Origin of the sequence: Halopseudomonas nanhaiensis (assembly GCF_020025155.1) — a bacterium.
Classification (GTDB): domain Bacteria; phylum Pseudomonadota; class Gammaproteobacteria; order Pseudomonadales; family Pseudomonadaceae; genus Halopseudomonas; species Halopseudomonas nanhaiensis.
Genome location: NZ_CP073751.1, coordinates 2320381 through 2343762 on the forward strand (window position 1 = coordinate 2320381; position 23382 = coordinate 2343762).

A 23382-nucleotide genomic window follows, 5' to 3' on the forward strand; every position below is an offset into this window, starting at 1 on the left:
GCAGTCAACCGAACAGGAAAAGCAGAACCGATGAATCGCAAATCGATCGTCCTCAGCTTCACCGCGTTGATCCTCATCAGCGTCGCACTTGCCGTGTACTATTTCGTCCGGGCCACCCCTGACGTGCCGCAGCGTGCAGCGCATCCGACACCCTCCGAAACCTCATCTCACGCCGCCGACCGCGGCCAGCTCACGCGCTTTCATTCGCCGTCGATCGGCCCGCGTACGGCGCCGGTGACCATCGTCGAGTTCTTTGATCCGTCATGCGAAGCCTGCCGGGCCTTTCATCCGGAAGTGAAGCGCATCCTGGCGGACTATCCCGACAGCGTGCAGCTGGTATTGCGCTACGTGCTGTTCCATCGCGGCTCGGAAGAGGTGTCGCGGATTCTTGAGACGGCGCGCAGACAGGAGCTGTTCGAGCCCGTGCTGGACGCTGTACTCGCCGCCCAGCCGGCCTGGCACGATGATCCGCAGGTGATCGCTGCCTGGGATGCGGCAGAGCGCGCTGGTCTGGACGTAGAGGAGGCACGCTCGGACATGATGGATTCCGCTATCGACGCGGTGCTCGAGATGGACATGAGCGATGCCAAGGCGGTAGGGATCCGCGGCACCCCGACGTTCTTCGTCAATGGCACACAATTGCGCCGACTGGGCCCGGCACCACTACGCGAGCTGGTGGAGCAGAAGATCGCCGAAGCGGCAGAGTGACCCGAGCGCGGTAACGCCAACGGTGGTATCGCGCGTTGTTCATATTCATCAGCTAGCCTGTGGCGCGCCCAGACCTGTCAAGGATCCAGAGAGATGGCCGACCCGATTCAGTCTGCGACCAGCCCCTGGTCAGTCTTTCGCATATTTCTGCGGCTGGGACTGACCTCCTTCGGAGGCCCGGTTGCGCATCTTGGTTATTTTCGTGAAGAGTTCGTCTCCAGACGAGCCTGGTTCAGTGACCGCAGCTATGCCGATCTGGTCGCGCTCTGTCAGTTCCTCCCGGGCCCGGCGAGCAGCCAGGTCGGCATTGCCATCGGGTTGTCCCGAGCCGGCTACGCCGGTGCGCTGGCTGCCTGGCTCGGCTTTACCCTGCCATCGGCCATCGCACTGGTGCTGTTCGCGCTGGGTATTGCCCGACATCCGGAATTGCTGCCAGCCGGCGCACTGCAGGGCTTGAAGACCGCTGCAGTGGCCGTGGTCGCCCAGGCCGTATGGGAAATGGCGCGCAAGCTGTGTCCGGACCGGCCCCGCGTGACGCTCATGGCACTGGCGGCCGGTGGTGTCCTGCTTATTCCCCATGCCTGGGGCCAGGTGGCGGTCATCCTCGCGGCAGGCTGCCTCGGCCTGCTGCTGTTCAAACCGGCTGAGGCTGCGGCAGAGGACGCCTTGCCCTGCGCTATAGGCCGGCGCACTGGGCTGCGCTTTCTAGGCCTGTTCGCCGCGCTGCTGCTCGTGCTGCCGCTGCTGTCCGCAGCGCTGCCCGGCGGCGCGATAGAACTGATCGACGCATTCTACCGCGCCGGCGCACTGGTCTTCGGCGGCGGGCATGTTGTACTGCCACTGTTGCAAGCCGAGGTAGTGCCCGACTGGGTCGGCGGCGAAACCTTCATGGCAGGGTACGGCGCCGCGCAGGCGGTGCCGGGACCGCTGTTCACCTTTTCCGCCTTTCTTGGGGCCGCCATCAACGGCTGGTTGGGCGCCACGCTCTGCCTGCTGGCCGTCTTCCTGCCGTCGTTTCTGCTGGTGTTCGCCGCGCTGCCATTCTGGCAGGCCTTGCGCGGCAATCCTCGTGCGCAGGCGGCGTTGAGCGGCATCAACGCGGCGGTTGTCGGGCTACTCCTGGCCGCTTTGTATGATCCGGTGTTTACCAGCAGCATCGAGCGTCCTGAGCATTTTGCGCTGGCGGTCGCGGCATTGATCGCTCTGGTGTTCTGGAAGGTGCCAGCCTGGTTCCTGGTCATCGCTTGCGCGCTCGTCGCCACCCTGGCGTCGGCGTACGTTTAGTCACACAGGCGAGAGCGGTTAGAGCAACTTTAACGGTGATCAGATTGCCAAACGGATTGACCCGACAGACTGGGCCGAGCTTTCAGTACACGGTCACCCCCGGCGCACCAGGCACACTACACGCTAACGTATCGGGTAATACCGTCTCTCAATCAAGTCAGGAGTTGTGATGTCGTACCATCTTCGTCCCGATCGCAAGGCACCCAGGGAGATCCTCCGCGTCGTCAGCAAGCGCCTGGGGAAGGCACGCTCTGCACTCACTGCGCCCAAGGGCGAGCGCGCCCGCGGCGTCCACCAGGCTCGCAAGCGTTTCAAGGAGATGCGTGCGGTCCTGCGCCTGGTGCGCAAACCCCTCGGCAAGGACTTTGACCGGGAGAACCAGCGTATCCGTGATGCGGCACGCCTGCTGTCTTCATCGCGAGACGTCACCGCGATCGTCGAAAGCTGGGATGCCCTGGCAGCAACCGATACCGACCTGTTTCAACAGGCGCAACTGCGAGCCGTGCGCAAGCGTCTGGCCTCGCGCAAACCAAGCCCCGCGAGCGGCTCGGAGGACGACGCGATCGTCGAAGCGCTTGCCGCAGTCGAGTCGCTCGAAGCAGACATGGCCAAATGGAGTTTGAAGCCCAGCGGGTTCGATCTGTACGTCGACGGTCTGCAAAGAACCTACCGTGACGGGCGCAAGGCGCTCTCCGTAGCCGCGAAGGACCCGAGCGCACACAACCTTCACGAATGGCGCAAGCGCGTGAAGGATCACTGGTACCACACCCGACTGTTGCTGCTTGGCTGGCCGGAACACTTCAAGCTGCGCTGCGCCTTGCTCAAGGAACTGTCGGAGATGCTTGGCGACGAGCATGACCTGGCCATGCTCTGTCTGCTGATGGAAGAGCAACCGGACCTGTTCGGCGACGAGACACAACGTGAGCGCATCGGCGCGGCGATCGACAAGCGACGCGAGTTTCTGCAAAGCCGTGCGCTGCGGCTCGGGCGCCGGCTGTATGCCGAGTCGCCAAAGGCGCTGCGTAAACGCTGGGAAAGTTATTGGCAGCTCACCCGGCGAGAGCGGCGGTCACAGACGTCAAAAAGCTGAACGCTGGCCTGAAACAGGAGAATCGACAATGGGAATGAACCACACCTACACCGACAAAGAGCCAACTCGCGATGCTGTCGACGCGCGGAAAGGACCGGTCGTTATCGAATTCGGTACCGCGTGGTGCGGGCACTGCCGCGCCGCCCAGGACGCTATCGCAGCCGCCTTCGACGGTCACCCTGGCGTCGAGCATCTGAAGATCGAGGACGGCCCCGGCCGGCGCCTTGGTCGCTCGTTCCGGGTGAAGCTCTGGCCCACCCTGATCTTCATGCGTGACGGTGAGGAGGTCGATCGGCTGGTGCGGCCAGGCGAGGCCGGAGACGTCCGTAAGGCCATGGCCCGGATCGACAGCGGCTCTGACCCGTCTGTCGAGTAAATGCTCTAATTGCGCTTTCGTTTTCCGCCCGTCTGGCACGGGCCTGACCAGGCGGTCGCAGGCCCAGCCGCCAAGGCAGTGCTCCAACGGAGCCGGAACTTCCCCCTCGCCGCTTCGTTCTCAGAGTCAGGCTCTGGCAGAGCCTCCCGAGTGTGATCCACTCGCATATCACTTCGAAAAAAGAACAACAATGAGGTGCCAATCATGACTCGCAAGCCCTTCCTCGGTGCCGCTCGCGGCGCAGCCCTGAGCCTTGCAATCGCCAGTGCTGCGCTGGCCGGCGCAATCACTCTCCCCGCGAACGCTGCAGGCAACGACCGGCCGATCGCCGGCGCGATCAGCGGCGGCGGAGCCGCCATCGCCCAACAGAAGTACGACATCACCATTACCTCGTTCGATGGAACCGAGATCGCGATGACCCTCTACCAGCCGCGGCTGGAGCAGGGTCAACCTGCACCGCTACTCATGTATAGCCACGGCTGGAGCGGCAGCCGCTCGACGGATCTGAGCGAGACTGACGCATTGACCGAAGCTGCGCGCAAGGCATGGGACTCGGGTTACTTCGTCCTGACCTTCGATCAGCGCGGCTTTGGCGACAGCGGCGGCCAGGCTAATGTTCAGGACCCGGACGTCGAGGGCCGCGACATTCAGGCGATGCTCGACTGGGCAGAAGCCAATCTCGCGCCGCATCTGGCATATCTACGCGGCGACCCCCTGGTCGGGGGGCTGGGCGTCAGCTATGGCGGCGGCTTCCAGTTGGTCGGCTCCAGCGTGGACGCGCGGTTTGACGCGCTGGTGCCCGTCATCACCTGGCACGACCTGTCATACAGCCTGACCCCGGAAGGCGTACCAAAAACGGCATGGCTATCGTTTCTCACAGGTGTTGCCGCGACGGATCAGGCGCCGTGGGTGACTCAGTCCTATGCCGAGTCGCTCTCGGGCACGGCCAGCGAGGCAGCGGCGCAGCGCCTGGCCGGCCACGGCCTGGGCGCGTACTGCCAACCCCGCAGCGACGGCGCTGGTACACCGGCTGTCGATGCGCTGTTCATTCAGGGCGTCAACGACACGTTGTTCAACGCCAATGAGGCGACCTGGAACTTCAACTGCCTGCGTGAGGCCGGCAATGATGCCTACCTGCTGGTCACCAAGGGTGGGCACGTGCTGCCTGCGCTGCAGGACGGTTCAGGTGGCGGGCTGACGAACCTGGGTGGGCTATATAACGACGTGCAGTGTGGCGACACCCGCTACCGGATCGCCGACCTCTCCTACGACTTTCTCGACGCCAAACTGCGCAAGCTGCAGCGCAATGTGGACATTCCCCGGGTCTGCCTGACCCAGGGCAATGGCAAGAGTGTAGTCGCCGACGACATGCCTACCGGCGGCATGGAGGTATCGATGGACAGCGGCAATCTGCTCGTCGGCCCACCGTCGATTGACGTGATACTGAACCTGTTAGGCAAGCTTGATCCTGCGAGGTTGGCTGACGTCCTGAGCCTACTGTCAGCGGATACTGCCAGCCTGCTTACCAGCGCACTGACCGGGCTGGTCACGGTCGACCCGGACCGCGTTACCGCGATCCTCACCGAAATGGTCGAAACCCTACCACCGGCACTGCTCGCCGATCTTGGCACGGCTCCTCGCTTCGTTCCGCTGTACCGAGCCAGCAGTGATCAGGTGCTGGCTGGCCTGCCGTTGGCGAATCTGACCATAGAAGGCGACGCTGCACTGGATCCCCGGGTGTTTGTCGGGGTGGGCGTCAAGCGTCGCTTCCGCCTGAGCCCTGAGCTGTTGGGCGATCAGATCCTGCCGCTGCGCGGGACCGGCGCGCGCGATACCGAACTGGTCGGTGTGAGCACCGAGCTGCGCTATGGCGATGAGGTCGGTCTGATGCTTTACGGCTTCCATCCGCAGTACACACTGGGTTTTTCGCGCGTACCCAGCGCGGTCAAGCTGACCGGCAACGTACAGTTGCCATTGCACTGAACCCCGTCCGACCCACCGGCTTCGGAGACGGTGGGTCGCCGGTGCTCCTGCAACGGGCGATCCGGGCAAGGCCGACGAGGTAGAGAAACGGCAGCCCGGGCCGATAGCAGCCTATGCATGCCCACTGTCAGAGATCGCCATGTTCAATCATCAGTTGAAAAAGCAATTGCAGAACCAGGAAGCGGAGTTGTTCATGGCACGGCAGCTGGCAGACCAGATGAATGCCCATGCCCTGCTCATCGAGCTCGATGCGCAGGTCCGGGTGACCTCGGTCAACGACAACTTTGCCCGCGCACTTGGTTATCGGGCCGACCAATTGCAGGGCCGCCCCCTGTCCGAACTGGTCCCTTCCTACGTGGCGAAGCTCCCCTGCTTCCACAATTTCCGCGCCGCGATCGCCCGATTCGAACCCATCGCCGACGACTACCGCTACATTCACAGCAACGGCAGTCTGGTCTGGCTGCACATCGACTGGTTCCCGTTGCGCGATCAGAACGGCCGGCTGCAGTCGATCAAGGGGCATGCGCGGGAGGTGACTCGGGACATCCAGAGCGGGAAGGAAAACGAGGAGTTCATCAAGGCGCTCATCCGCTCGACAGCCGTCATCCAGTTCAAGCTGGACGGGACCATCATCACTGCCAACGAGCAGTTCCTGCAGGGGATGGGCTACTCGCTTCAGCAGATCGTTGGCAAACATCACAGCATGTTCTGCACCCCGGCGCTGAGTTCGTCACAGGAGTACAAGTCCTTCTGGCAGACCCTCAACCGCGGCGAATACATCTCCAGCCGTTTTCAACGGATTGACAGTCGCGGCCGCGACGTGTGGTTGGAGGCCAGCTATAACCCGGTCTACGACGCCGAAGGCAATCTGTACAAGATCGTCAAGTTCGCCAGCGTCGTCAGCGACCAGGTGGCCCGGGAAGAGGAAGTCAGGGAGGCGGCGCGGATCGCCTATGACATTTCCCGACAGACCGATGCGAGCGCAGAACGCGGTGCAGCGGTGGTCAAGGACACTGTGGTGACCATGGAACGCGTCGCTGCAGAGGTTGAGTCGGCGACCCACAGTATCGAAGCGCTGGGCAAGCAATCATTGCTGATCAACTCGATCGTACAGACCATCAGCGGCATCGCCGCGCAGACCAACCTGCTCGCGCTCAATGCGGCCATCGAGGCGGCGCGGGCCGGTGAACAGGGACGCGGTTTCGCCGTGGTAGCGGACGAAGTGCGTCAACTCGCTGGTCGGACCAGCGCAGCCACCGAAGAGATCGTCAGCGTGGTGGAAAAGAACCGGACGCTGGCCGATGAAGCGGTCCGGGACATGTCGACCAGCCGGGAGCAGGCTGCTCAGGGTCTGGCCCTGGCCAGTCAGGCCGGTACCGTCATCGTGGAGATCCAGACGGGCGCCAAGCAAGTGGTAGGCGCGGTCCAGCGTTTCGCCAACGAGCTCAGCTGATACGTGCGCAACCGCTGAAGGTGATGCGTCACAGCACCTTCAGCAGGCCGACGGATATTCCTGCAAAACTGTCCCACTGGTGAACTTTTACACGCTGCAACGGCCCTATCGATAGGCATCTGAACGCCCCTTGCCCACCGCCTTCGATAAGGATCATGGATGTCACTTACGAACGTCTCCGCTTTCCGGCTGTTGTGTCCCCTGATTGTCTGTTCTGCGCTCGCGACCGGTTGTTCCTCGGAGGAAGGCCCGGCCGACGCACCTCCCCGTGTAGCCCTGGTGCAATCCCTTCAGCCAGCCGATGCCTCCAGCGGTCCGCTGCGCTTTGCTGGCGTGGTGCGCAGCGCGGAGTCTTCGCAGCTCGCTTTCGAGGTCCCCGGACGCGTCGAGCGGTTTCTGATCGACGAGGGCGGGCAGATCGAACGTGGCCAGCCACTGGCCGAGCTGGACAGCACCGACTATCAACTGCAGCTGCGCGAAGCCGAAGCACGGGTGGCACAGCTGGAGGCTGATCTGGCGCGCAAGCGGACGCTTCAGACTGAGGGCATCCTTGCTCCGGCGGCTGTCGAGCAGCTGCAGGCGCAGGTCGTTTCAGCTCAGGTTGCACGCGACACCGCCCGGCGCAATCTCGGACATGCCACATTGAAGGCCCCCTTTCCCGGCACCGTCGCCGCGCAACTGGTCGAGCCACAAATGGTCGTTTCAGCCGGTACGCCTGTGCTGTCGATCCAGAGCGACGGCCCAATCGAGGTGCGTGTCGATCTTCCGGAGACGGCGGCCTCCGCGCTGCCGCTCGACCGGACACTGCAGGCCGAAGGCGAACTGGTCACCTCCGGAGCCAGCATCGAACTGCGCTACAAGGAGCACAGCACCCAGCCCTCCCCCGGCGGGCGCACCTACCAACTGGTACTCCAGGGCGAGCCGCCGGCGGGGCACACCCTGCTCCCGGGGATGGCCGTGCGGGTGCGCCTGAACCGGCCTGCTGCGCAGGAAACCGACGAATCCCAAGGGTTTCGCGTACCGCTCTCGGCGTTGATGAGCTCCCCCGCTGGCGATCACTTCATCTGGATAGCCGTTGATGGCCAGGCGCAACGACGCGACGTGGAGGTAGTCAGCCTGCACGAGGAGTACGTGGTCATTCGCGGTGAGCGTCTTGAACGAGGGAGCGCGGTCATCGTAGCCGGAGGTAGTCAGCTCTCCGACGGACTCAGCGTCCGCGCGCAGGAGCGTCGCTGACCCATGGACTTCGCGCGCTACGCCATTTACAAGCCGGTCAATGTCTGGCTTCTGGTCCTGTTGTGCCTGGTTGGCGGCACCATGGCGTTCTTTGAAATGGGGCGTCTGGAAGATCCCGAGTTCACCATCAAGCAGGCTATCGTCAACCTCCAGTATCCGGGCGCCACGGCGCTGGAGGTCGAGCAGCAGATCACCGAGCCGCTGGAAACCGCTATCCAGCAGATGACGCAGGTAAAGGAGATCCGCTCCCGATCCATGCCCGGGATGTCGGAGATTCAGGTCGAAATTCAGGATCGCTACACCGGTGACGAGCTCGAGCAGATATGGGATGAGCTGCGCAACAAGCTGGACGGCGCCCGCGGCGATCTGCCGCCGGACGCGCCGCCGCCTGTCGTCAACGATGATTTCGGCGACGTATTCGGCGTGTACTACGCGCTGACCGGTGAGGGCCTGACGCTGCGTGAACTGCACGACACGGCCAAGTCCCTGCGGCTGGCACTGCTGACCACCGAAGGCGTCGGTCAGGTGGAGCTGGCAGGGGAGCAGGAAGAGCGCATCAGCGTGCTGGTCGATGAAGCCCGCCTGGCTGCCCTGCGCCTGTCGCCGGAAGAGATCGTCGCTGCGCTGGCGGACGCGGATGCGGTGGTGGACGCGGGTGGGGTGCCCGCAGGTGAACTGTATGTGCGGCTGCGCCCCAGCGGAGACTTCAACACACTCGACACCCTGCGCGCGCTCCCGGTAGGACGCGGTCAGGCCACCGTCAGTCTCGGCTCGATAGCGACCATCGAGCGCGGCTATGCCGAGCGCCCTGCACAGATTGTCCGCTTCAATGGCGAGCCGGCCATCACCCTGGGCATAAGCGGTATTTCCGGCAGCAACATCGTCGAGGTCGGACAGCGAGTCGAAGCGACCATCGAGGCCGAAACCCCGAACATGCCGCTGGGCGCGACCCTGCATCCGATCTATCAACAGCACCGGGTGGTCGACGATTCCGTCAACAGCTTCGCGCTCAACGTGTTCCTCTCGGTGGGCATCGTCGTTGGCGTTCTCTGCCTGGCGATGGGCCTGCGTGCCGGGCTGGTGATCGGCGCCGTGCTGTTTCTCACAGTACTCGGGACGCTGCTGGTCATGTGGATCGGCGGCATCGAGCTGGAACGCATCTCCCTCGGAGCACTGATCATTGCCATGGGCATGCTGGTGGACAATGCAGTAGTGGTCTGTGACGGCGTACTGGTGCAACGCCAGCGCGGGCTGAGCGTTCTTGAGGCATCCCGCAAGACCCTCGAGCAGACGCAGATTCCACTGCTGGGATCGACGATCATCGGCATCCTGGCCTTCGCAGGCATCGGATTGTCGCAGGACACCACCGGCGAGTTTCTCTTCTCGCTGTTCTACGTCATCGCGGTTTCGCTGCTGCTCAGCTGGATCATCGCCCTGCTGGTGGTCCCCCTGCTGTGCGAGCTGCTGCTAGGCAATCGCTCTGACGCCGAGGCTGACGGGGCTGAGAGCTACTCCGGCCCGCTGTATGATCGCTTCCGGACGGTCGCCCGGTTCGTCCTGCGGTTTCGTCTGATAACCGTGGTCGCGCTGGTGCTCATGACAGTGGCCAGCGGCTTCGCCTTTTCCCGTCTGCCGCAGAGCTTCTTCCCGCCCTCAAGCACACCCTTGTTCTACGTCACCGGATTCCTTGCGCAGGGCACACACATTCGGGATACCAGCCGAACAGCGGAAGACGTGCGCAGCTTCGTCCAATCCTTTGATGGCGTCACCGACGTATCGACCTTTGTCGGCGCCGGTGCGTCGCGGTTCATGCTCACCTATACGCCAGAACAACCGAACTCGTCGCTGCTGCACCTGCTGGTGCGCGTGGAGGATGCAGAAGCCATCGGATCTCTGGTACGGGAGCTCAACCAGCAACTGCCGAGCCGTTATCCCGCGATGGACGTCGCGGCGACACAATTTCTGTTCGGGCCGAACCCGGAGGCCAAGCTCGAAGCCCGCATCAGCGGGCCGTCCATCGAGACGCTGCGAGAGCTGGCCGAGACCGGTGTTCGCCTGCTGGAAACCGAAGGTCAGGTCATCAATGTGCGGTATGACTGGCGCGAGCGTGTCTCGGTCCTTCGGCCGCTGCTGGATCTGGACCGCCTTGCCGAGGCCGGGCTGACCCGGCAATCGGTGGCGCGGTCGCTGGCAGTCGCCAGCGAAGGCTCGCAGGTCAGCCTGTTCCGCGAAGAAGACGAGCTGATTCCGATCCTGCTACGCGCCAGTGCCGAGGATCGACTGCAGCCGGACGGCCTGTTGCAGCGGTTGATCTGGAGCCCGGCCAGCGGCAGTTATCTGCCTCTGGCGCAGGTAGCCGATGGCGTCGAGGTTCAACCACAGGACACCCTGATTCGTCGCTTCGATCGTCAGCGCACCATCGGCATACGTGCAGAACCGCGCGATGGGGAAAACACCAACGCCGCCTTCCAGCGCATCCGCCCGATCATCGAGTCGATCGATCTGCCGCCTGGCTATACCCTCGAATGGGGCGGTGATCACGAGCAGTCTAGCGAGGCGCAGGCGGCTCTGATCGGCACCATCGCCCTGCCCTATCTGGGAATGATGCTGATTACCGTGCTGCTGTTCGGGCGTGTACGCCAGCCATTGATGATCTGGGCGGTGGTACCGATGTCGATCATTGGGGTCAGCGTTGGCCTGCATCTGGCCGGACAGTCCTTCGGCTTCATGGCGCTGCTCGGGCTGCTCAGTCTGACCGGCATGCTGATCAAGAATGCGGTGGTGCTGGTGGACGAAACCGACCGGCAGATCGCCGAGGACGTGCCGCGCATGACGGCCATCGTGGAAGCCTCCGCCTCGCGCCTGCGCCCGGTGGCGATGGCCGCCGGTACCACGGTGCTGGGCATGGTGCCGCTGCTGTTCGACCCGTTCTTCGCCAACATGGCCGTCACCATCATGGGCGGGCTGAGTTTTGCCACGGTGCTGACGTTGCTCGCGGTGCCATGCCTGTACGCAATATTGATGCGGGTGCGCCAGGAGGAAACGGCATGATCCGTCGCATCTGCTTCACGCTGGTGTCATCTGTCCTGAGTCTGTATCTGGCAGGGTGTTCGACTGCGCCGCAACATGAGACCCCGCAGCTGCCGCCCGACTGGTTCCACGCCAGCGAGCGCGCGTCGCTTGAACCGACGGCCCTGGCACGCTGGTGGGATCGATTCGATGATCCGCAGCTCACGGCAGCGGTTACACGGGCGATGGAGGCCAACTACGACGCACAGCTGGCTATGCTTCGCATCGAGGCTGCCCGGGCGCAGTTTCGACAGGCCCGCGCGGGCCTGTTTCCGGTCCTCGACCTGCCCGGTTCGGCCAGTCGACAATGGATCGATGTGGATCCGCCGGCAGCCGCCCGTGAGCAACTCCAGCAGTTCGACCTCGATCTCGACGAGGGCGTCTCGATCGACATGTGGGAGTTGGCTCTGCAAGCGAGCTGGCAGGTGGACCTGTTCGGAGCCAATCGGGCACGGACGCAGGGTGCCCGCCAGCAGGTACGCGCAGCGCAGGCAGAGTCGATCGCAGCGCGACTGAGCGTTGCTGGCGGCGCAGCGCAGGGGTATATCCGTATCCGTTCCATGCAGGCGCAACTGGCGCTGCTTGAAGAAGGCGAACAGGTCGCCGGGCAGTTCGCGCATATCTCCCGAATGCTGTTCGAAGCCGGAGAGGTTACCCGGCTGGACGTCGAAGCGAGCGCTGCAGAACGCGAATCGATAGTCGCGCAGCGTCATCAGGCACAAGCCGCCCTGGCGCAAGCGCAGCTGGCCCTGGATACGCTGCTTGCTGTGCCCCCGGGCACGACTGCCGCACGGATGCGCGGCGGCGCGGGCGCAATCATCCCAATCGCCGACGAAGCCATTGCACCTGGCCAACCGATCGATCTGTTGCGCCGGCGACCTGACCTGATTGCCGCCGCGGCGGGCCTGCAGGGCGCGGACCTGCAAAGCCTGGCGGCACGCCGGGACCTCTTCCCGCAGTTATCCGTGCAGGCAGCGGCAGGCCGCTCGGGCCTCGCCGTGGGCGATGCTGTTTCATCTGCCTCCAATTTCGCCCGCATCGGTGCGACCTTCGCCCTGCCACTGCTGGACTACTCGCGCCGGCAGGCGGCAATAGCCCAGGCAGACGTCACCGGCGAGCAGGCTTATCTGGCTTTCCAGCAGGCGATCGCCGAGGCGCTGGAGGACGTCGAGGGAGCATTGGTCGACGTTGAAGGGCAACGCCGTCGTCAGAGGGCATTGCAGCGCACTCTCGCACACCGGGAACGGGCCCAGGCCCTGGCTCATCGCAGTTATGAACTCGGCGAAGCGAACCTGGCAGAGGTACTCGATGCGCAACGTGGGGCACTCGAAACGCGACGCCAGGTGGTCGAAGCACGGGCAGCTCTGGCCACCGCGCAGGTCGCGCTGTATCTCGCCCTGGGGGGTGGTTGGCAGGGGCCGGAACCCGGCACTGCAGCCGCGAGTGCGAGCCGATAACGCTGCGATCCGTCTGGCGCCGGCCCGCTCGGTCTCGACGCAGGGGAGCTAATCGGGCCACCGGGCGGTCTCTGTTTCAAGCACATCTCCTGCGCCGTCACGCTCTGCCGGAACACCACAATGCCTATGCTCACAACCTGTCGCCACCTTTCGCTCCGTTCGCTGCTGCGTCTGCTGCTCGTCATGACATGCCTCACCAGCCTTCCCCTGGCGGCGCAAACCCCCGGCGAGACAGATCCTGCTGAACAGGAGGCAGCCGACGCGCCAGAGGTGCCGGCCGACCCGCTCGGGCGCACCACACCGCGCGGCGCCTTCAGCGGTTATATCCATGCGATGGCCGAAGACAGCTATGACGAGGCCGCCGAATACCTGGATCTGACCGGCCTGCCGCGGCGAATTGCGCGTCAGGGCGGAGCAGAAATCGCCCGCCGTCTGCGCATTGCCCTGGACCAGGGGGGCGACGTCCAGCCCTCGGTGGCCCTGAGCGAACAGCCGGAGGGCAAGTTGAACGATGGCCTGGCGCCGCACATGGAGCGCATCGGGTCGGTGGCGCTGGCCGGTGAAACGGTGCCGCTGTATCTCGAGCGTACGCAGGAGACGGACGAGCCATTATGGCGGATCTCCTCGGAGACCCTGAAATACCTCCCTGAGACGCTCGACGAAGACATGCACACGACGGTGGACCAGTTGCTGCCCAGCGTGCTGATCAAGCGCAAATGGCAGGGTGTACCGATCGGGCACTGGCTGGCCATGGTAACGCTGGCCGTTGCGGCCTACATGCTGAGCCGGCTCATCGTGGCGGCTGTGACCGGCGCGGCGCGGCGTATTCTGAAACGCCGCTTTCCCGATTATCCCGAGGGTCTGGTGCAGGCGTTTGCCTTGCCAGTTCAGGTCTATCTGGCGGTGATGATCTTCGTTGCGTCGGCGCAGCGCGCTGGCATCTCGATCATCGTGCGTCAGTATTTCAGCCAGGTCACGGTACTGGTTGCCTGGTTTGCCATCCTGTTGCTTGCCTGGCGGCTGGTCGATGTGATCGCCAGCGCCCTGCAGTCGCGCATGACCCGCCGAGCGAACATGGGCGCCCTGTCGGCGATCATGTTCTTTCGACGCAGTCTCAAGGTGCTGCTGGTCGCACTGGGGACCATCAGTGTACTGGACATCATCGGCTTCGACGTGACCACCGGCCTGGCGGCGCTGGGTATCGGCGGTATTGCAATCGCGCTGGGCGCACAGAAAACGGTGGAGAATCTGGTCGGTGGCCTGAGCCTGATCTTCGACCAACCCGTGCGCGTTGGCGACTTCTGCAAGGTGGGTGACATCGTCGGAACCATCGAGCAGATCGGCATGCGTTCGACCCGCATCCGCACGCTGGATCGCACCATGGTGGTGATTCCCAACGGCGACCTGTCGGCGCGCGTCATCGAAAACTATGCCCACCGTGATCGGTTCTGGTTCCACCCGGCGCTGGGCCTGAGGTACGAAACCACCCCCGACCAGATCCGCTACCTGTTGGTGGAGATTCGCTCGATGCTGTACGCCCACCCCCGGGTCGACCCCGATCCCGCCCGGGTACGCTTTACCGGGTTCGGCTCAATCTCGGTAAATCTCGAGATCTTTGCCTACGTATTGGCGAGCAACTACGACGACTTTCTTGAAGTGCAGGAGGATCTGTATCTGCGCATCGCCGACATCGTCAAGGAAAGCGGCACCGGCTTCGCCTTTCCGTCTCAGACCGTCTATCTCGCCTCGGACTCGGGGCCGTCCGAAGACGTCGTGCGTGCGGCCGAAGACAAGGTCCAGCAGTGGCGGGAGGCTGGAGATATGCCTCTTCCGCGCTTCGAGCCGGAGCGGGTCAGCGAACTGCAGGGCAGCATCGTCTACCCCCCGCCGGGTTCGAGCAGTCTGCGCAATTGACACATCGGATTAGACGCTCAGCCCCGCGCCAGACAGGATAAGTACTGCGCCGGCCCTGCCAATCAGGCGGCGGGAACGCCGGGTCAGCCTGCCCATCAGGTGGTGCGCCTCGGCAGCCGAAACACGCTGCCGGCCGTAACCGCCACGGCTCATCCAGAACCAGCCGGCGGACGGCCGCGAGCGCGCTGTTGCGACGGTCGGCACGGCGTTGATCGCCGTCACGACATACAACGCGGCATGCATGTCCGCCAATCGACCTCCGGTGACGCCGGGTAGCCTGCGCGCTGCCCAGGCGCCATGCCAACGATTGATGGCCGCGGCGGGAACGGACTGGCCAGAAATACGCCATGTCACGCGGTATGGAGCCTGGGCATCGGGCCGCCAGGTCTGCGCGCAGGCGCCGGCGGCGCTCCACTCCAATCGCAGCTCATTGGTGGTAGAGCCTGGTGATGAGTCCTGTGCGGTAGTGACGTCGTTCATGTGAAAAATCTCCTGTACGCGGACCGCTGACGGGCCCCGATGCCTGCACAATGGGGGTAGCACCGTTAATGAGCGGTTAAGCCGAAGCTTCGTTTTTTGTTCGCCCCGCGGTTGCAGAACCAGGTTAACCACGCCTTAACCGTGAACGATTTACCCTGCCGCGCTTGATCGCCGGCACAACGCTGCCGATGATGGGCGGACGCGCAGGACCGGATGCCCCGGCCGTGCATGAACAACGAGGCGGTGAAGGCATGCTGGACATTTTGCTGGTTGAGGATGATCGCGATCTCGCGGCAACCGTCATGGAGTATCTCGAACTGGAAGGATTTCGCTGCGACCACGCCGACAACGGCGTTACCGCGTTGAAATTTGGTCAGGACAATGACTACGACGCCATGCTGCTCGACCTGAACCTGCCCCGCCTCGACGGGCTCAGCGTGTGTCAGCAGCTGCGCGCGGACGGTAACGATGTGCCCATATTGATGCTCACTGCACGCGATCAGCTGAAGGACAAACTCGAAGGGTTTCGCGCCGGTACCGACGACTTTCTGGTCAAGCCTTTCGAACTGCAGGAACTGGTGGTGCGTCTCCTCGCCCTGACCCGCCGCCGCAGCGGCCAGGTGAAGATGCTGCAGTGTGCAGACCTGCGAATGGACCTCACTGCCCATGAAGTAACCCGCGCCGGTGTCACACTCAAGGTATCACCGATTGGCTGGAAGCTTCTCGAGGCGCTGCTGCGTGCATCACCTTCGGCGCTGCCCAGGCAGAAACTCGAGCAGGCCGTCTGGGGCGAGGATGCACCCGACAGCAACGCGTTGAAGGTGCACATGCACCATCTGCGCAAATCGCTCGACGGCAATGCCGACCAGCCACTGCTGCACACCGTTGCAGGTTACGGCTTCGTCATACGGGAGCCGGCGCCATGATGCGCCTGCTCGGGCTGAAGGGCCTGGTGCTGATCACCCTGCTGACGCTCGGTCTGGCACTGGTCGCGGGGTACACCTTCATCTCTGCGCGCTCCTACGTCAGCGGCATGGACAACATCATGGCTGGTCAGCTGGGCCGCGCGGCGATGCAGAGCGTAGCGTATCAGCTCGGCGTGCCCGGCCCACGCGAGGAATACGTGGTCACCCGGACCTGGGCGCAGCAGCCAGCAGTGATCCGGGAAGCCTTTGGCGACGAGCCCTCCGACATGGGCAAGCTGTACAAGGCCCACGTCGGTGGGGATGAACAGTTTGGCCGGCTGTATTTCGCGGTCAGGCAAGCTACGCCAGCGGGTGAGCGCTTTGTCACCCAGCAGCTGCTTTCTCCGCCCCGCATGGCCGGTATTCTGTCCCCGGCACAGGGTCGGCTGGTCAATCTGGCGCTCATTGGTCTGGGGAGTGCCCTGGTCGTAGGCCTGGTCGTGATTCTGTTGTGGAGGAGGATTTCCACACCCATTGCAGCGCTGGGAAGCTGGGCCGCAGGCCTCAACGAGCGCAACCTCAACGAGCCCGTGCCGGACTTCGTCTACCCCGAGCTGAACCGGTTCGCCGAGTTGATGCGCAACAGCCTGGACACCGCGCAGCAGGGGCTGCAGCGCGAGCAGGCGTTCCTCAGCCACACCAGCCACGAGCTGCGAACGCCCATCAGCGTAGTACGCAACAATGTGGAGCTCCTGCGGAAGATCCAGAGCTCATCAGCTCACGCACCGGATCCGCGGGAAACGGAAATCGTCAATCGTATTGATCGTGCCAGCCTGACCATGAAGAACGTGACCGAGACGCTGCTGTGGTTGGGCCGGGATGACCGCGCTACGCACCCTTCCAGCGACATTCGTCTCGATCAGCTGATCGCCGAGCTGGTCGACGGCTTGCGCTATCTGCTCTCAACCGGGGTGCAGTTGAGCCTCGATCTGTCCGCATCCCAACAGTATCTGCCCGAATCGCCGACCCGCATTGTGCTCGGCAATCTGATCCGCAATGCGTTCCAGCATACTCGGGAGGGTACGGTGGAAATATTTCAGCGCGGCGGCTTCGTGCGGATCGTCAACACGCCGCGTGATGCAGGAGAAACATCCGCCGATACCGGTTTCGGGCTAGGCCTGAAACTTACCGAGCGCTTTACCGAGCGGCTCGGCTGGGACTACTTGAATGAGCCTGCTGGTGCTGGACGCCGCGTGGAGGTCACCTTGATCGAGATGCCGGCGCCGGCAGAGCCCGTCGCCGAGGATGTTAACCACTCGTTAACGGTGCATCGGCGATAGTGGGCACAAGCGGGCAGGACCCGCACCTTTTCAGGAGATTCCCATGATCGATGCACAGACCACAGAACATGCTTCCAGACAACGTATCCGCTGCCGCTGGCTGCGCCGCGGCGCAATCTGCAAGCGCTCGGAGCCGACCGGCAAACTCGAGATGAACCAGGATTCCCCACGGCGCGGCTGAATCGTCGGCGTGGCCTGACGCTTCGATTCTCGGCATACTCTGCGGCCCCTCCCCGAACGGCTCGCCAATGAAACGCTTCGTCCTGCTCGATACCGCTCCGATTCCCAACGACGGCGGAGCGCTCTGCCTGTTCGAGTATGGCGAGGACTTCGTCGTCAAGTTGCAGAGCGGCAAGGGCGGCCAGCTGATGAATACGCGCATGCATGGTTCCGAAGATGCGCTGGCGGAGATCCCCTGTAAACGCATTGCCTCGCGCCAGAACGTTCGGGTGCTGATCGGCGGACTGGGGATGGGCTTTACGCTGGCAGCCGCGCTCAAGCAGCTGCGTGACGACGCAACGGTCAGCGTTGCGGAACTGGTCCCCGGCGTCATCGAATGGAACCGCGGCGCGTTGGGCGAGCGCGCCGGTTTACCGCTGAACGACAACCGCACCAAGCTTATCAACGATGATGTGGTCAATGTGCTCAAGGCATCTGCGACCAGCTTCGATGCGATCATGCTCGATATTGACAATGGCCCCGAGGGGCTGACCCATCAGCACAACACCTGGCTATATTCGGCGGGCGGTCTCGCTGCGTGTTCACGGGCCCTTCGCCCGGGCGGATTGCTGGCAGTATGGTCAGCCAGCATGGATCGCCAGTTCTCCACCCGCCTCGTCCAGGCCGGTTTCAGCACCGAGCAGGTCCAGGTGTATGCGCACGGCAATCGTGGAGCCAGGCATACGATCTGGATCGGAACGAAAAAGTCCTCCTCCGGACCCGGCTGAGCGCTACACTCAAGCCGTACAGACGAGGAGTCGATGATGTCGTCCCATGGTGATCGCCGAAACCGCGAAGCGGGCTATCGTGAAAAGGCGCTGAAGATGTATCCCTGGGTGTGCGGTCGCTGCGCACGGGAGTTTACCGGCAAGCGCGTCAGCGAGCTGACCGTGCACCACCGCGACCATAATCATGACAACAACCCCGAAGACGGCTCGAACTGGGAGCTGCTATGTCTGTTCTGCCACGATAACGAACACGCCCGTTACACCGATCAGCAGTATTTCAGCGAGTCGTCGACCGCCTCCCCGCAAACGAGGCCGGCCACACATAAGGCTTTCGAAGGGCTGGGTGCATTGCTGCGCAAGCCCGACGGCGACTGACCGCTTCAGTCATTTTTCATGAGCTGATCCGACCAGGCGGTCGATGAGTTGGCGCATGTTCACCCAGTGCGTGCCCTCCCAGAAGATTCGCTCACAGGCATCACAGACGAAGAAGGCATCGTGCCGCGCAATCACCCGCTCCGGCAGACGATCGAGCACGTCACGTTTGTCTACCCGCCGAAATGTCACGTTGCAACCCAGGCAACGACTTAGGGGCCGCATGCGTCCTCGCAGGTCGAAACGCCGATGCACTTCAACCAGCTGTTCACGAGGTTCGATGGCGTCGACGTGACACCCAAGCCGGACCACACGCCGTTTTAGCAGCTCACGGTCCCGCGTAAGCACGATCCGATGCTCGCGACAGGCAAGCGCTGCGAGCTCGGCGTCGTCGTAACAGTTGTCGTAGAGGGTGTCGAACCCGGTCATTCGCAGCAAGCGCGCTAGCGCGCCCAGGTGCGAGTCGGCAACGAACCGCGGCGTACCGGCATAAGGATCGTTGGAGTTCGGTGCAAGGCATGCCGGGCCCCACGGAAACACGTCGATTCGGTCTCCGTCGCCGATCGCTGCGTCAAGCGTGCTTGCCGCCCCGTTTACAACGACCAACCCCACCTCGGTGTGCGGCACGCCGAGCGCCTCGACCATGTGCTTCACGCTCGCATGCCGAGCGCAGCGCCGGCTGAACGCATGCGCCCTGTGCTCCATTGCGAGGAAGCGATTAAGCCTGGCGTTGAAGCAGAAAATCGCGGTGGTCATGGCACCACTATGGCAGGAATGGCGAGCTTGTGCGGTGCTGTCCGACAGGCGCGCCGTCAGTCGAGTCCACTAACGGCTGACAATGCGTAGAAAGTTAAGAAAACATGAAACAATTATATGAAAGTGGACAACCACATTGACCACATAGTCAACGAAATGACGTTTTGAGAAGTGTAACTTGAAAGTGCCAACTTATTGACCGATAAGTTTAAACTAAAGAATAGTGGCCATAAAGTATCATTTGAATATCAAAGGCTATATAAACTCAAACCGCTCGTCGCCAATATCGGCAGCGACCTCAAAAACATTACGTAGTTCCCTTTTTTTTAATTTTTTTTTAAATAAGATCGCACCTGCCCACTTCACATCAACGTAACACAGGAGCGTTTTGGCAGGAGTTCGTTAGTACCTGCCCCGCTGCGATCTACATAAAAAAGGATCTACTCATGACTCTCGGAACTCGGAATTCTGCCCGGCGCTGGCTATCGATACTCGCCTTCACTCTGGCAGCAGGCAGCCTGCAGGGCTGTATCGGCGGCGGTGGCGGTGGCGGCGGTGGAAGCACCACCAGCAGCGGCCCTCAGCCTACCCAGACTGTCACTGAAGAGCAGCCGTTGCAGCTGATTACCGAGTCTCCAACTCAACCGACCCTGACCAGTCCTTCGCCGTCCCAGGGTGCCACTTCCGGAACTGGCGAAAGCGGCAGCAATACCAGTTCCGGCTCCACCGGAAACGTAGTTAACAAAGATCCGAATCTTGGCACCGGCATGCTTGAACTTATCGGCTTAAACATCGCCGGTGCCGAGTTTACCAGCAGCGAGTTGCCCGGGAAACATAATACTCACTACTTCTTCCCGAGAGAGGGTGATTTTGATAAGTGGAGTTTGAAAGGAGTCAAATCCGTGCGTTTCCCTATCAAGTGGGAGCGCCTGCAGCCGGTTCTCAATGGCGAGTTTGACCCAACTTACGCCGGTCTTATCGATACTATGTTTACCCAGGCTACAAGGGCGAACATGGCGATCATCCTGGACATTCATAACTATGGCCGGTATCGCAAGAACGTGATAGGAAGCGCTGAGGTTCCTTATGCCGCCTACCAGAACCTGATGGAGCGGATTGCCAAGAGATGGCAGGGCCGCAGCTCGCTGTACGCCTACGACATCATGAACGAGCCGTACGGTGACGCCGACAAGACCTGGTTGGTGGCTGCGCAAAAAGGCATCGACGGGGTACGCAAGTACGATCGCCAGCGCCCTATCTATGTGGAAGGCATGTCTTGGTCAAGCGCCGCGCGCTGGGCAACTCACAGCAACGAGCTGCTGAAGCTGAACGATCCGATGGACAATCTGGTGTTCTCCGCCCACCTCTATCTGGATTCCGATGCGAGCGGCCAGAAATACAGCACGGATCTGACGGTCGATCCGATGGTCGGTGTGAAGCGGGCCACGCCTTTCATCAACTGGCTGAAGAAGAACGGCAAGCGCGGGCAGATCGGCGAGTCCGGCATTCCGGACGATCCGCGCTACCTGGAGGCGATGGATAACCTGCTGGGCTACCTGCAGCAGAATTGCATACCGATGACTTACTGGGCCGCTGGCCGGGCCTGGGGCGGCTATACCCTGTCGGCCGAGCCGTACAAGGACGGCACGGACAAGGGACAGTGGAAGTTGCTGGAAAAGTATCTGGGCAAGGGCAACTGTTCCGACTACGGTCCGAGTGCATGAACCTTTGGCGGGCAACCTTCTGGTTGCCCGCTTTTTTTTGCTCCTTCAGCGCATCGTCGGGTAGTCCGTATAACCCTTCGCGCCGCCGCCATACAGCGTACTGCCATCCAGCGCATTCCAGTCTGCTCCCACCTCTATACGCTCCGCCAGATCCGGGTTGGCTATATAGGCACGACCAAACGCCACCAGATCCGCTTCGCCATTGACAATCGTCGCTTCAGCCGACTCGGCCGTGTGGCCTCCGCAGTGGATCATCGTGCCGCTGTAAGTATCTCTGAGCGAGCGATACAGCTCGTCAAATCCCTCATAGGTGCCACCTGCCCAGTCCGGCTTGTTTACATGAACATAGGCCAGACCTTTGTCATTCAGCTGCTGGAGCAGATAGCTGAAGGTTTCCGTCGGATCAGCATCATGAACGTCGTTGAAGGTGCCCATCGGAGAAAGACGGATACCTACCCGTGAGCTGTCTGCCACCTCGGCAATGACCGCGTCGATCACCTCCAGTACCAGGCGAGCACGGTTTTCCAGGCTGCCACCGTACTGGTCGGTACGCTGGTTGCTGTCCGAGCAGAGGAACTGATCGAGCAGGTAACCATTGGCCGCATGCACTTCGACCCCGTCAAACCCGGCGGCCATGGCATTGGCTGCCGCTGCACGATAGGCCTCCACAACGCCGGCGATCTCCGATGTTTCCAGCGCGCGAGGCATGGCAGTACGCGCCTTGTGCGCAGAACCGTCCGGCTCGACAACGAAGCAATCGGCCTGAGCCTGGATGGCCGAGGGCGCCACCGGAGCCGCTCCGCCTGGTTGCAGGAGCGGATGCGAGATACGACCGACATGCCAGAGCTGCATGAAAATCCGCCCACCTGCGCGGTGAACCCGGTCAGTAACCTGCTTCCAGCCTTCAACCTGTTCCTGACTGTGAATGCCCGGCGTCCATGCATAGCCCTGCCCTTCCGGACAGATCTGTGTAGCCTCGCTGATGATGAGCCCGGCATTGGCCCGTTGCGCGTAGTATTCGGCATTCAACGGCCCAGGCACATTACCGGGCTGCAGCGCGCGCTGGCGGGTCAGTGGCGCCATGACGATACGGTTGGGCAGGTCCAGGGGTCCGAGTCTGACGGGTTTGAGCAGTGCGTTCTGGGGCATGGAGCAACTCCTTGGTGGTTTCGGGCCATGATACCAATGGAACGGCCTCGCAGCGGTTGCAACGAGGGTAGACTGAGCTGACGTCATTCCTGGTACCTGCCGCTTCAACCACATCCGAAGCAGCAATGTGCTGTTAGTTCAAATGAGCGAGCCCTCATGGATCTGTTGTTTCTTGGCACGTCTTCAGGCACACCCACCCGCTCGCGCAATGTCAGCGGCCTGGCGCTGATTGAAGAGACCGGTAAACGCTGGTATCTGATCGATTGCGGCGAAGCCACGCAGCACCAGTTGCTTCGCACTCCGCTTTCGTTGCATGGCCTGACGGCGATCTTCATCACGCATGTGCACGGCGATCACTGCTACGGCTTGCCCGGCCTGCTCGCGAGTGCCGGTATGTCGGGCCGCCGTGAACCACTGGACATCATCGCGCCAGCGGGCATAGAAAACTGGATTCTTGCCACACTGCGCATGTCGCACACACATCTGCCATTCGAGCTGCGCTTTCACGCAACCGAGCAACTCGCCGAATGGCGCAACGTCAGTCTTTACGTCGAACGCGGTGAGTTGTCTCATCGTGTACCCTGTTTTGGATACAGCTTTACCGAGACCCGGCCCGACCCGAAGCTCGATGTCGACAAGCTGGTCCGAAGCGGAGTGCCGCGAGGCCCCATCTGGGGCGAGTTGGCTCGAGGGAAGGATGCCGTACTGGACGGCCGAAGGCTGCGAAGCGAGGAGTATCTGACGTTTGGCCGACCTCCGCGACGCATCGTCGTAGGGGGCGATAACGACCGACCGGAGCTTCTGAGCGACCTGTGCCGCTCAGCGGATGTGCTGGTCCATGAGGCGACCTATACACAGGATATCGCTGCCCGAGGGAAGACCCACTTCGGACACAGCACCGCCATCTCCGTTGCCAGCTTTGCCGAAGCGATGACGATCCCCAATCTGCTATTGACGCACTTCAGCGCCCGCTATCAGACAAACCCCGAGCGCAGCCCATCGATCGAGGACCTGCGCTGCGAAGCATCATCGGTGTACGGCGGACGCTTGTTTCTCGCTGAGGATCTGGCTCGCTACCGCCTGGGCCGCGATGGGCGAGTCGAACAGTTGGCAGGTCCGCCGGGGTGACCAACACATGC

Annotated in this window: 20 protein-coding genes; 17 read left to right on the top strand and 3 right to left on the bottom strand. The window is 62.5% G+C overall.

Annotation, left to right across the window (positions count from 1 at the left end):
- Positions 1-30 precede the first annotated feature (30 nt).
- The 10 genes from KEM63_RS10430 to KEM63_RS10475 all read left to right on the top strand — a co-directional run bounded on the left by KEM63_RS10430 (position 31) and on the right by KEM63_RS10475 (position 14570).
- Positions 31-708: a DsbA family protein gene (locus KEM63_RS10430; RefSeq protein ID WP_223651403.1), complete on the top strand. Its 678-nt coding sequence runs from the start codon at positions 31-33 to the stop codon at positions 706-708.
- A gap of 93 nt (positions 709-801) precedes the next feature.
- The gene (chrA, locus tag KEM63_RS10435; protein ID WP_223651405.1) at positions 802-1992 is read left to right on the top strand and encodes a chromate efflux transporter; all 1191 of its coding nucleotides are present in this window, start codon (positions 802-804) and stop codon (positions 1990-1992) included.
- Between the two features lie 169 nt (positions 1993-2161).
- A complete protein-coding gene (locus KEM63_RS10440; protein ID WP_223651407.1) occupies positions 2162-3082 on the top strand; it encodes a CHAD domain-containing protein in 921 nt (306 codons plus the stop codon).
- Between the two features lie 28 nt (positions 3083-3110).
- Positions 3111-3458: a thioredoxin family protein gene (locus KEM63_RS10445; protein ID WP_223651409.1), complete on the top strand. Its 348-nt coding sequence runs from the start codon at positions 3111-3113 to the stop codon at positions 3456-3458.
- A 204-nt stretch (positions 3459-3662) separates the two neighbouring features.
- Positions 3663-5441: a CocE/NonD family hydrolase gene (locus tag KEM63_RS10450; protein ID WP_223651411.1), complete on the top strand. Its 1779-nt coding sequence runs from the start codon at positions 3663-3665 to the stop codon at positions 5439-5441.
- A 139-nt stretch (positions 5442-5580) separates the two neighbouring features.
- Positions 5581-6894, top strand: a complete 1314-nt coding sequence (locus KEM63_RS16965; protein ID WP_223651413.1) for a methyl-accepting chemotaxis protein — start codon at positions 5581-5583, stop codon at positions 6892-6894.
- Between the two features lie 159 nt (positions 6895-7053).
- A complete protein-coding gene (locus KEM63_RS10460) occupies positions 7054-8130 on the top strand; it encodes an efflux RND transporter periplasmic adaptor subunit (protein WP_223651416.1) in 1077 nt (358 codons plus the stop codon).
- A 3-nt stretch (positions 8131-8133) separates the two neighbouring features.
- A complete protein-coding gene (locus tag KEM63_RS10465) occupies positions 8134-11181 on the top strand; it encodes an efflux RND transporter permease subunit (protein ID WP_223651418.1) in 3048 nt (1015 codons plus the stop codon).
- Positions 11178-12656 (top strand): efflux transporter outer membrane subunit, encoded by a 1479-nt coding sequence (locus tag KEM63_RS10470; RefSeq protein ID WP_223651421.1) that lies wholly within the window; start codon positions 11178-11180, stop codon positions 12654-12656. The genes KEM63_RS10465 and KEM63_RS10470 overlap by 4 nt, the downstream gene beginning before the upstream one ends.
- A 120-nt stretch (positions 12657-12776) precedes the next feature.
- Positions 12777-14570 (top strand): mechanosensitive ion channel family protein, encoded by a 1794-nt coding sequence (locus KEM63_RS10475; RefSeq protein ID WP_223651422.1) that lies wholly within the window; start codon positions 12777-12779, stop codon positions 14568-14570.
- A 9-nt stretch (positions 14571-14579) separates the two neighbouring features.
- Here KEM63_RS10475 and KEM63_RS10480 read toward each other — a convergent pair whose 3' ends face one another.
- On the bottom strand, positions 14580-15050 hold the full coding sequence (locus KEM63_RS10480; protein WP_223651424.1) for a hypothetical protein: 471 nt from the start codon (positions 15048-15050) through the stop codon (positions 14580-14582).
- Positions 15051-15301: 251 nt separating this feature from the next.
- Between KEM63_RS10480 and KEM63_RS10485 the strand changes: the two genes are divergently transcribed.
- The 5 genes from KEM63_RS10485 to KEM63_RS10505 all read left to right on the top strand — a co-directional run bounded on the left by KEM63_RS10485 (position 15302) and on the right by KEM63_RS10505 (position 18617).
- Positions 15302-15976 carry a response regulator transcription factor gene (locus KEM63_RS10485; protein ID WP_223655860.1) on the top strand — a complete coding sequence of 225 codons (675 nt, stop codon included), beginning with the start codon at positions 15302-15304 and terminating at the stop codon, positions 15974-15976.
- Positions 15973-17295 (top strand): sensor histidine kinase, encoded by a 1323-nt coding sequence (locus KEM63_RS10490; protein WP_223651426.1) that lies wholly within the window; start codon positions 15973-15975, stop codon positions 17293-17295. The genes KEM63_RS10485 and KEM63_RS10490 overlap by 4 nt, the downstream gene beginning before the upstream one ends.
- 43 nt (positions 17296-17338) lie before the next feature.
- Positions 17339-17476 (top strand): hypothetical protein, encoded by a 138-nt coding sequence (locus KEM63_RS10495; protein ID WP_223651428.1) that lies wholly within the window; start codon positions 17339-17341, stop codon positions 17474-17476.
- 67 nt (positions 17477-17543) lie between these two features.
- The gene (locus KEM63_RS10500; protein ID WP_223651430.1) at positions 17544-18242 is read left to right on the top strand and encodes a spermidine synthase; all 699 of its coding nucleotides are present in this window, start codon (positions 17544-17546) and stop codon (positions 18240-18242) included.
- Positions 18243-18275: 33 nt separating this feature from the next.
- Positions 18276-18617 carry a YajD family HNH nuclease gene (locus KEM63_RS10505; protein WP_223651432.1) on the top strand — a complete coding sequence of 114 codons (342 nt, stop codon included), beginning with the start codon at positions 18276-18278 and terminating at the stop codon, positions 18615-18617.
- Positions 18618-18626: 9 nt separating this feature from the next.
- Here KEM63_RS10505 and KEM63_RS10510 read toward each other — a convergent pair whose 3' ends face one another.
- Entirely contained in the window at positions 18627-19370 is a 744-nt protein-coding gene (locus tag KEM63_RS10510; protein ID WP_223651433.1) for a Mut7-C ubiquitin/RNAse domain-containing protein, read from the bottom strand.
- A 446-nt stretch (positions 19371-19816) separates the two neighbouring features.
- Between KEM63_RS10510 and KEM63_RS10515 the strand changes: the two genes are divergently transcribed.
- Positions 19817-21094: a glycoside hydrolase family 5 protein gene (locus KEM63_RS10515; RefSeq protein ID WP_223651435.1), complete on the top strand. Its 1278-nt coding sequence runs from the start codon at positions 19817-19819 to the stop codon at positions 21092-21094.
- A 45-nt stretch (positions 21095-21139) separates the two neighbouring features.
- Here the strand turns inward: KEM63_RS10515 and KEM63_RS10520 are convergent, their stop codons facing one another.
- Positions 21140-22243 carry an alkene reductase gene (locus KEM63_RS10520; protein WP_223651438.1) on the bottom strand — a complete coding sequence of 368 codons (1104 nt, stop codon included), beginning with the start codon at positions 22241-22243 and terminating at the stop codon, positions 21140-21142.
- 156 nt (positions 22244-22399) lie between these two features.
- On the opposite strand from KEM63_RS10520, the gene KEM63_RS10525 reads away from it, so the two are divergent.
- On the top strand, positions 22400-23371 hold the full coding sequence (locus KEM63_RS10525; protein WP_223651439.1) for a ribonuclease Z: 972 nt from the start codon (positions 22400-22402) through the stop codon (positions 23369-23371).
- Positions 23372-23382 lie beyond the last annotated feature (11 nt).

Bases quoted from the DNA above. Each gene is read 5' to 3' on its own strand.
- KEM63_RS10430 (WP_223651403.1), top strand. From the start codon at position 31: ATGAATCGCAAATCGATCGTCCTCAGCTTCACCGCGTTGATCCTCATC.
- chrA (WP_223651405.1), top strand. From the start codon at position 802: ATGGCCGACCCGATTCAGTCTGCGACCAGCCCCTGGTCAGTCTTTCGC.
- KEM63_RS10440 (WP_223651407.1), top strand. From the start codon at position 2,162: ATGTCGTACCATCTTCGTCCCGATCGCAAGGCACCCAGGGAGATCCTC.
- KEM63_RS10445 (WP_223651409.1), top strand. From the start codon at position 3,111: ATGGGAATGAACCACACCTACACCGACAAAGAGCCAACTCGCGATGCT.
- KEM63_RS10450 (WP_223651411.1), top strand. From the start codon at position 3,663: ATGACTCGCAAGCCCTTCCTCGGTGCCGCTCGCGGCGCAGCCCTGAGC.
- KEM63_RS16965 (WP_223651413.1), top strand. From the start codon at position 5,581: ATGTTCAATCATCAGTTGAAAAAGCAATTGCAGAACCAGGAAGCGGAG.
- KEM63_RS10460 (WP_223651416.1), top strand. From the start codon at position 7,054: ATGTCACTTACGAACGTCTCCGCTTTCCGGCTGTTGTGTCCCCTGATT.
- KEM63_RS10465 (WP_223651418.1), top strand. From the start codon at position 8,134: ATGGACTTCGCGCGCTACGCCATTTACAAGCCGGTCAATGTCTGGCTT.
- KEM63_RS10470 (WP_223651421.1), top strand. From the start codon at position 11,178: ATGATCCGTCGCATCTGCTTCACGCTGGTGTCATCTGTCCTGAGTCTG.
- KEM63_RS10475 (WP_223651422.1), top strand. From the start codon at position 12,777: ATGCCTATGCTCACAACCTGTCGCCACCTTTCGCTCCGTTCGCTGCTG.
- KEM63_RS10480 (WP_223651424.1), bottom strand. From the start codon at position 15,050: ATGAACGACGTCACTACCGCACAGGACTCATCACCAGGCTCTACCACC.
- KEM63_RS10485 (WP_223655860.1), top strand. From the start codon at position 15,302: ATGCTGGACATTTTGCTGGTTGAGGATGATCGCGATCTCGCGGCAACC.
- KEM63_RS10490 (WP_223651426.1), top strand. From the start codon at position 15,973: ATGATGCGCCTGCTCGGGCTGAAGGGCCTGGTGCTGATCACCCTGCTG.
- KEM63_RS10495 (WP_223651428.1), top strand. From the start codon at position 17,339: ATGATCGATGCACAGACCACAGAACATGCTTCCAGACAACGTATCCGC.
- KEM63_RS10500 (WP_223651430.1), top strand. From the start codon at position 17,544: ATGAAACGCTTCGTCCTGCTCGATACCGCTCCGATTCCCAACGACGGC.
- KEM63_RS10505 (WP_223651432.1), top strand. From the start codon at position 18,276: ATGATGTCGTCCCATGGTGATCGCCGAAACCGCGAAGCGGGCTATCGT.
- KEM63_RS10510 (WP_223651433.1), bottom strand. From the start codon at position 19,370: ATGACCACCGCGATTTTCTGCTTCAACGCCAGGCTTAATCGCTTCCTC.
- KEM63_RS10515 (WP_223651435.1), top strand. From the start codon at position 19,817: ATGACTCTCGGAACTCGGAATTCTGCCCGGCGCTGGCTATCGATACTC.
- KEM63_RS10520 (WP_223651438.1), bottom strand. From the start codon at position 22,243: ATGCCCCAGAACGCACTGCTCAAACCCGTCAGACTCGGACCCCTGGAC.
- KEM63_RS10525 (WP_223651439.1), top strand. From the start codon at position 22,400: ATGGATCTGTTGTTTCTTGGCACGTCTTCAGGCACACCCACCCGCTCG.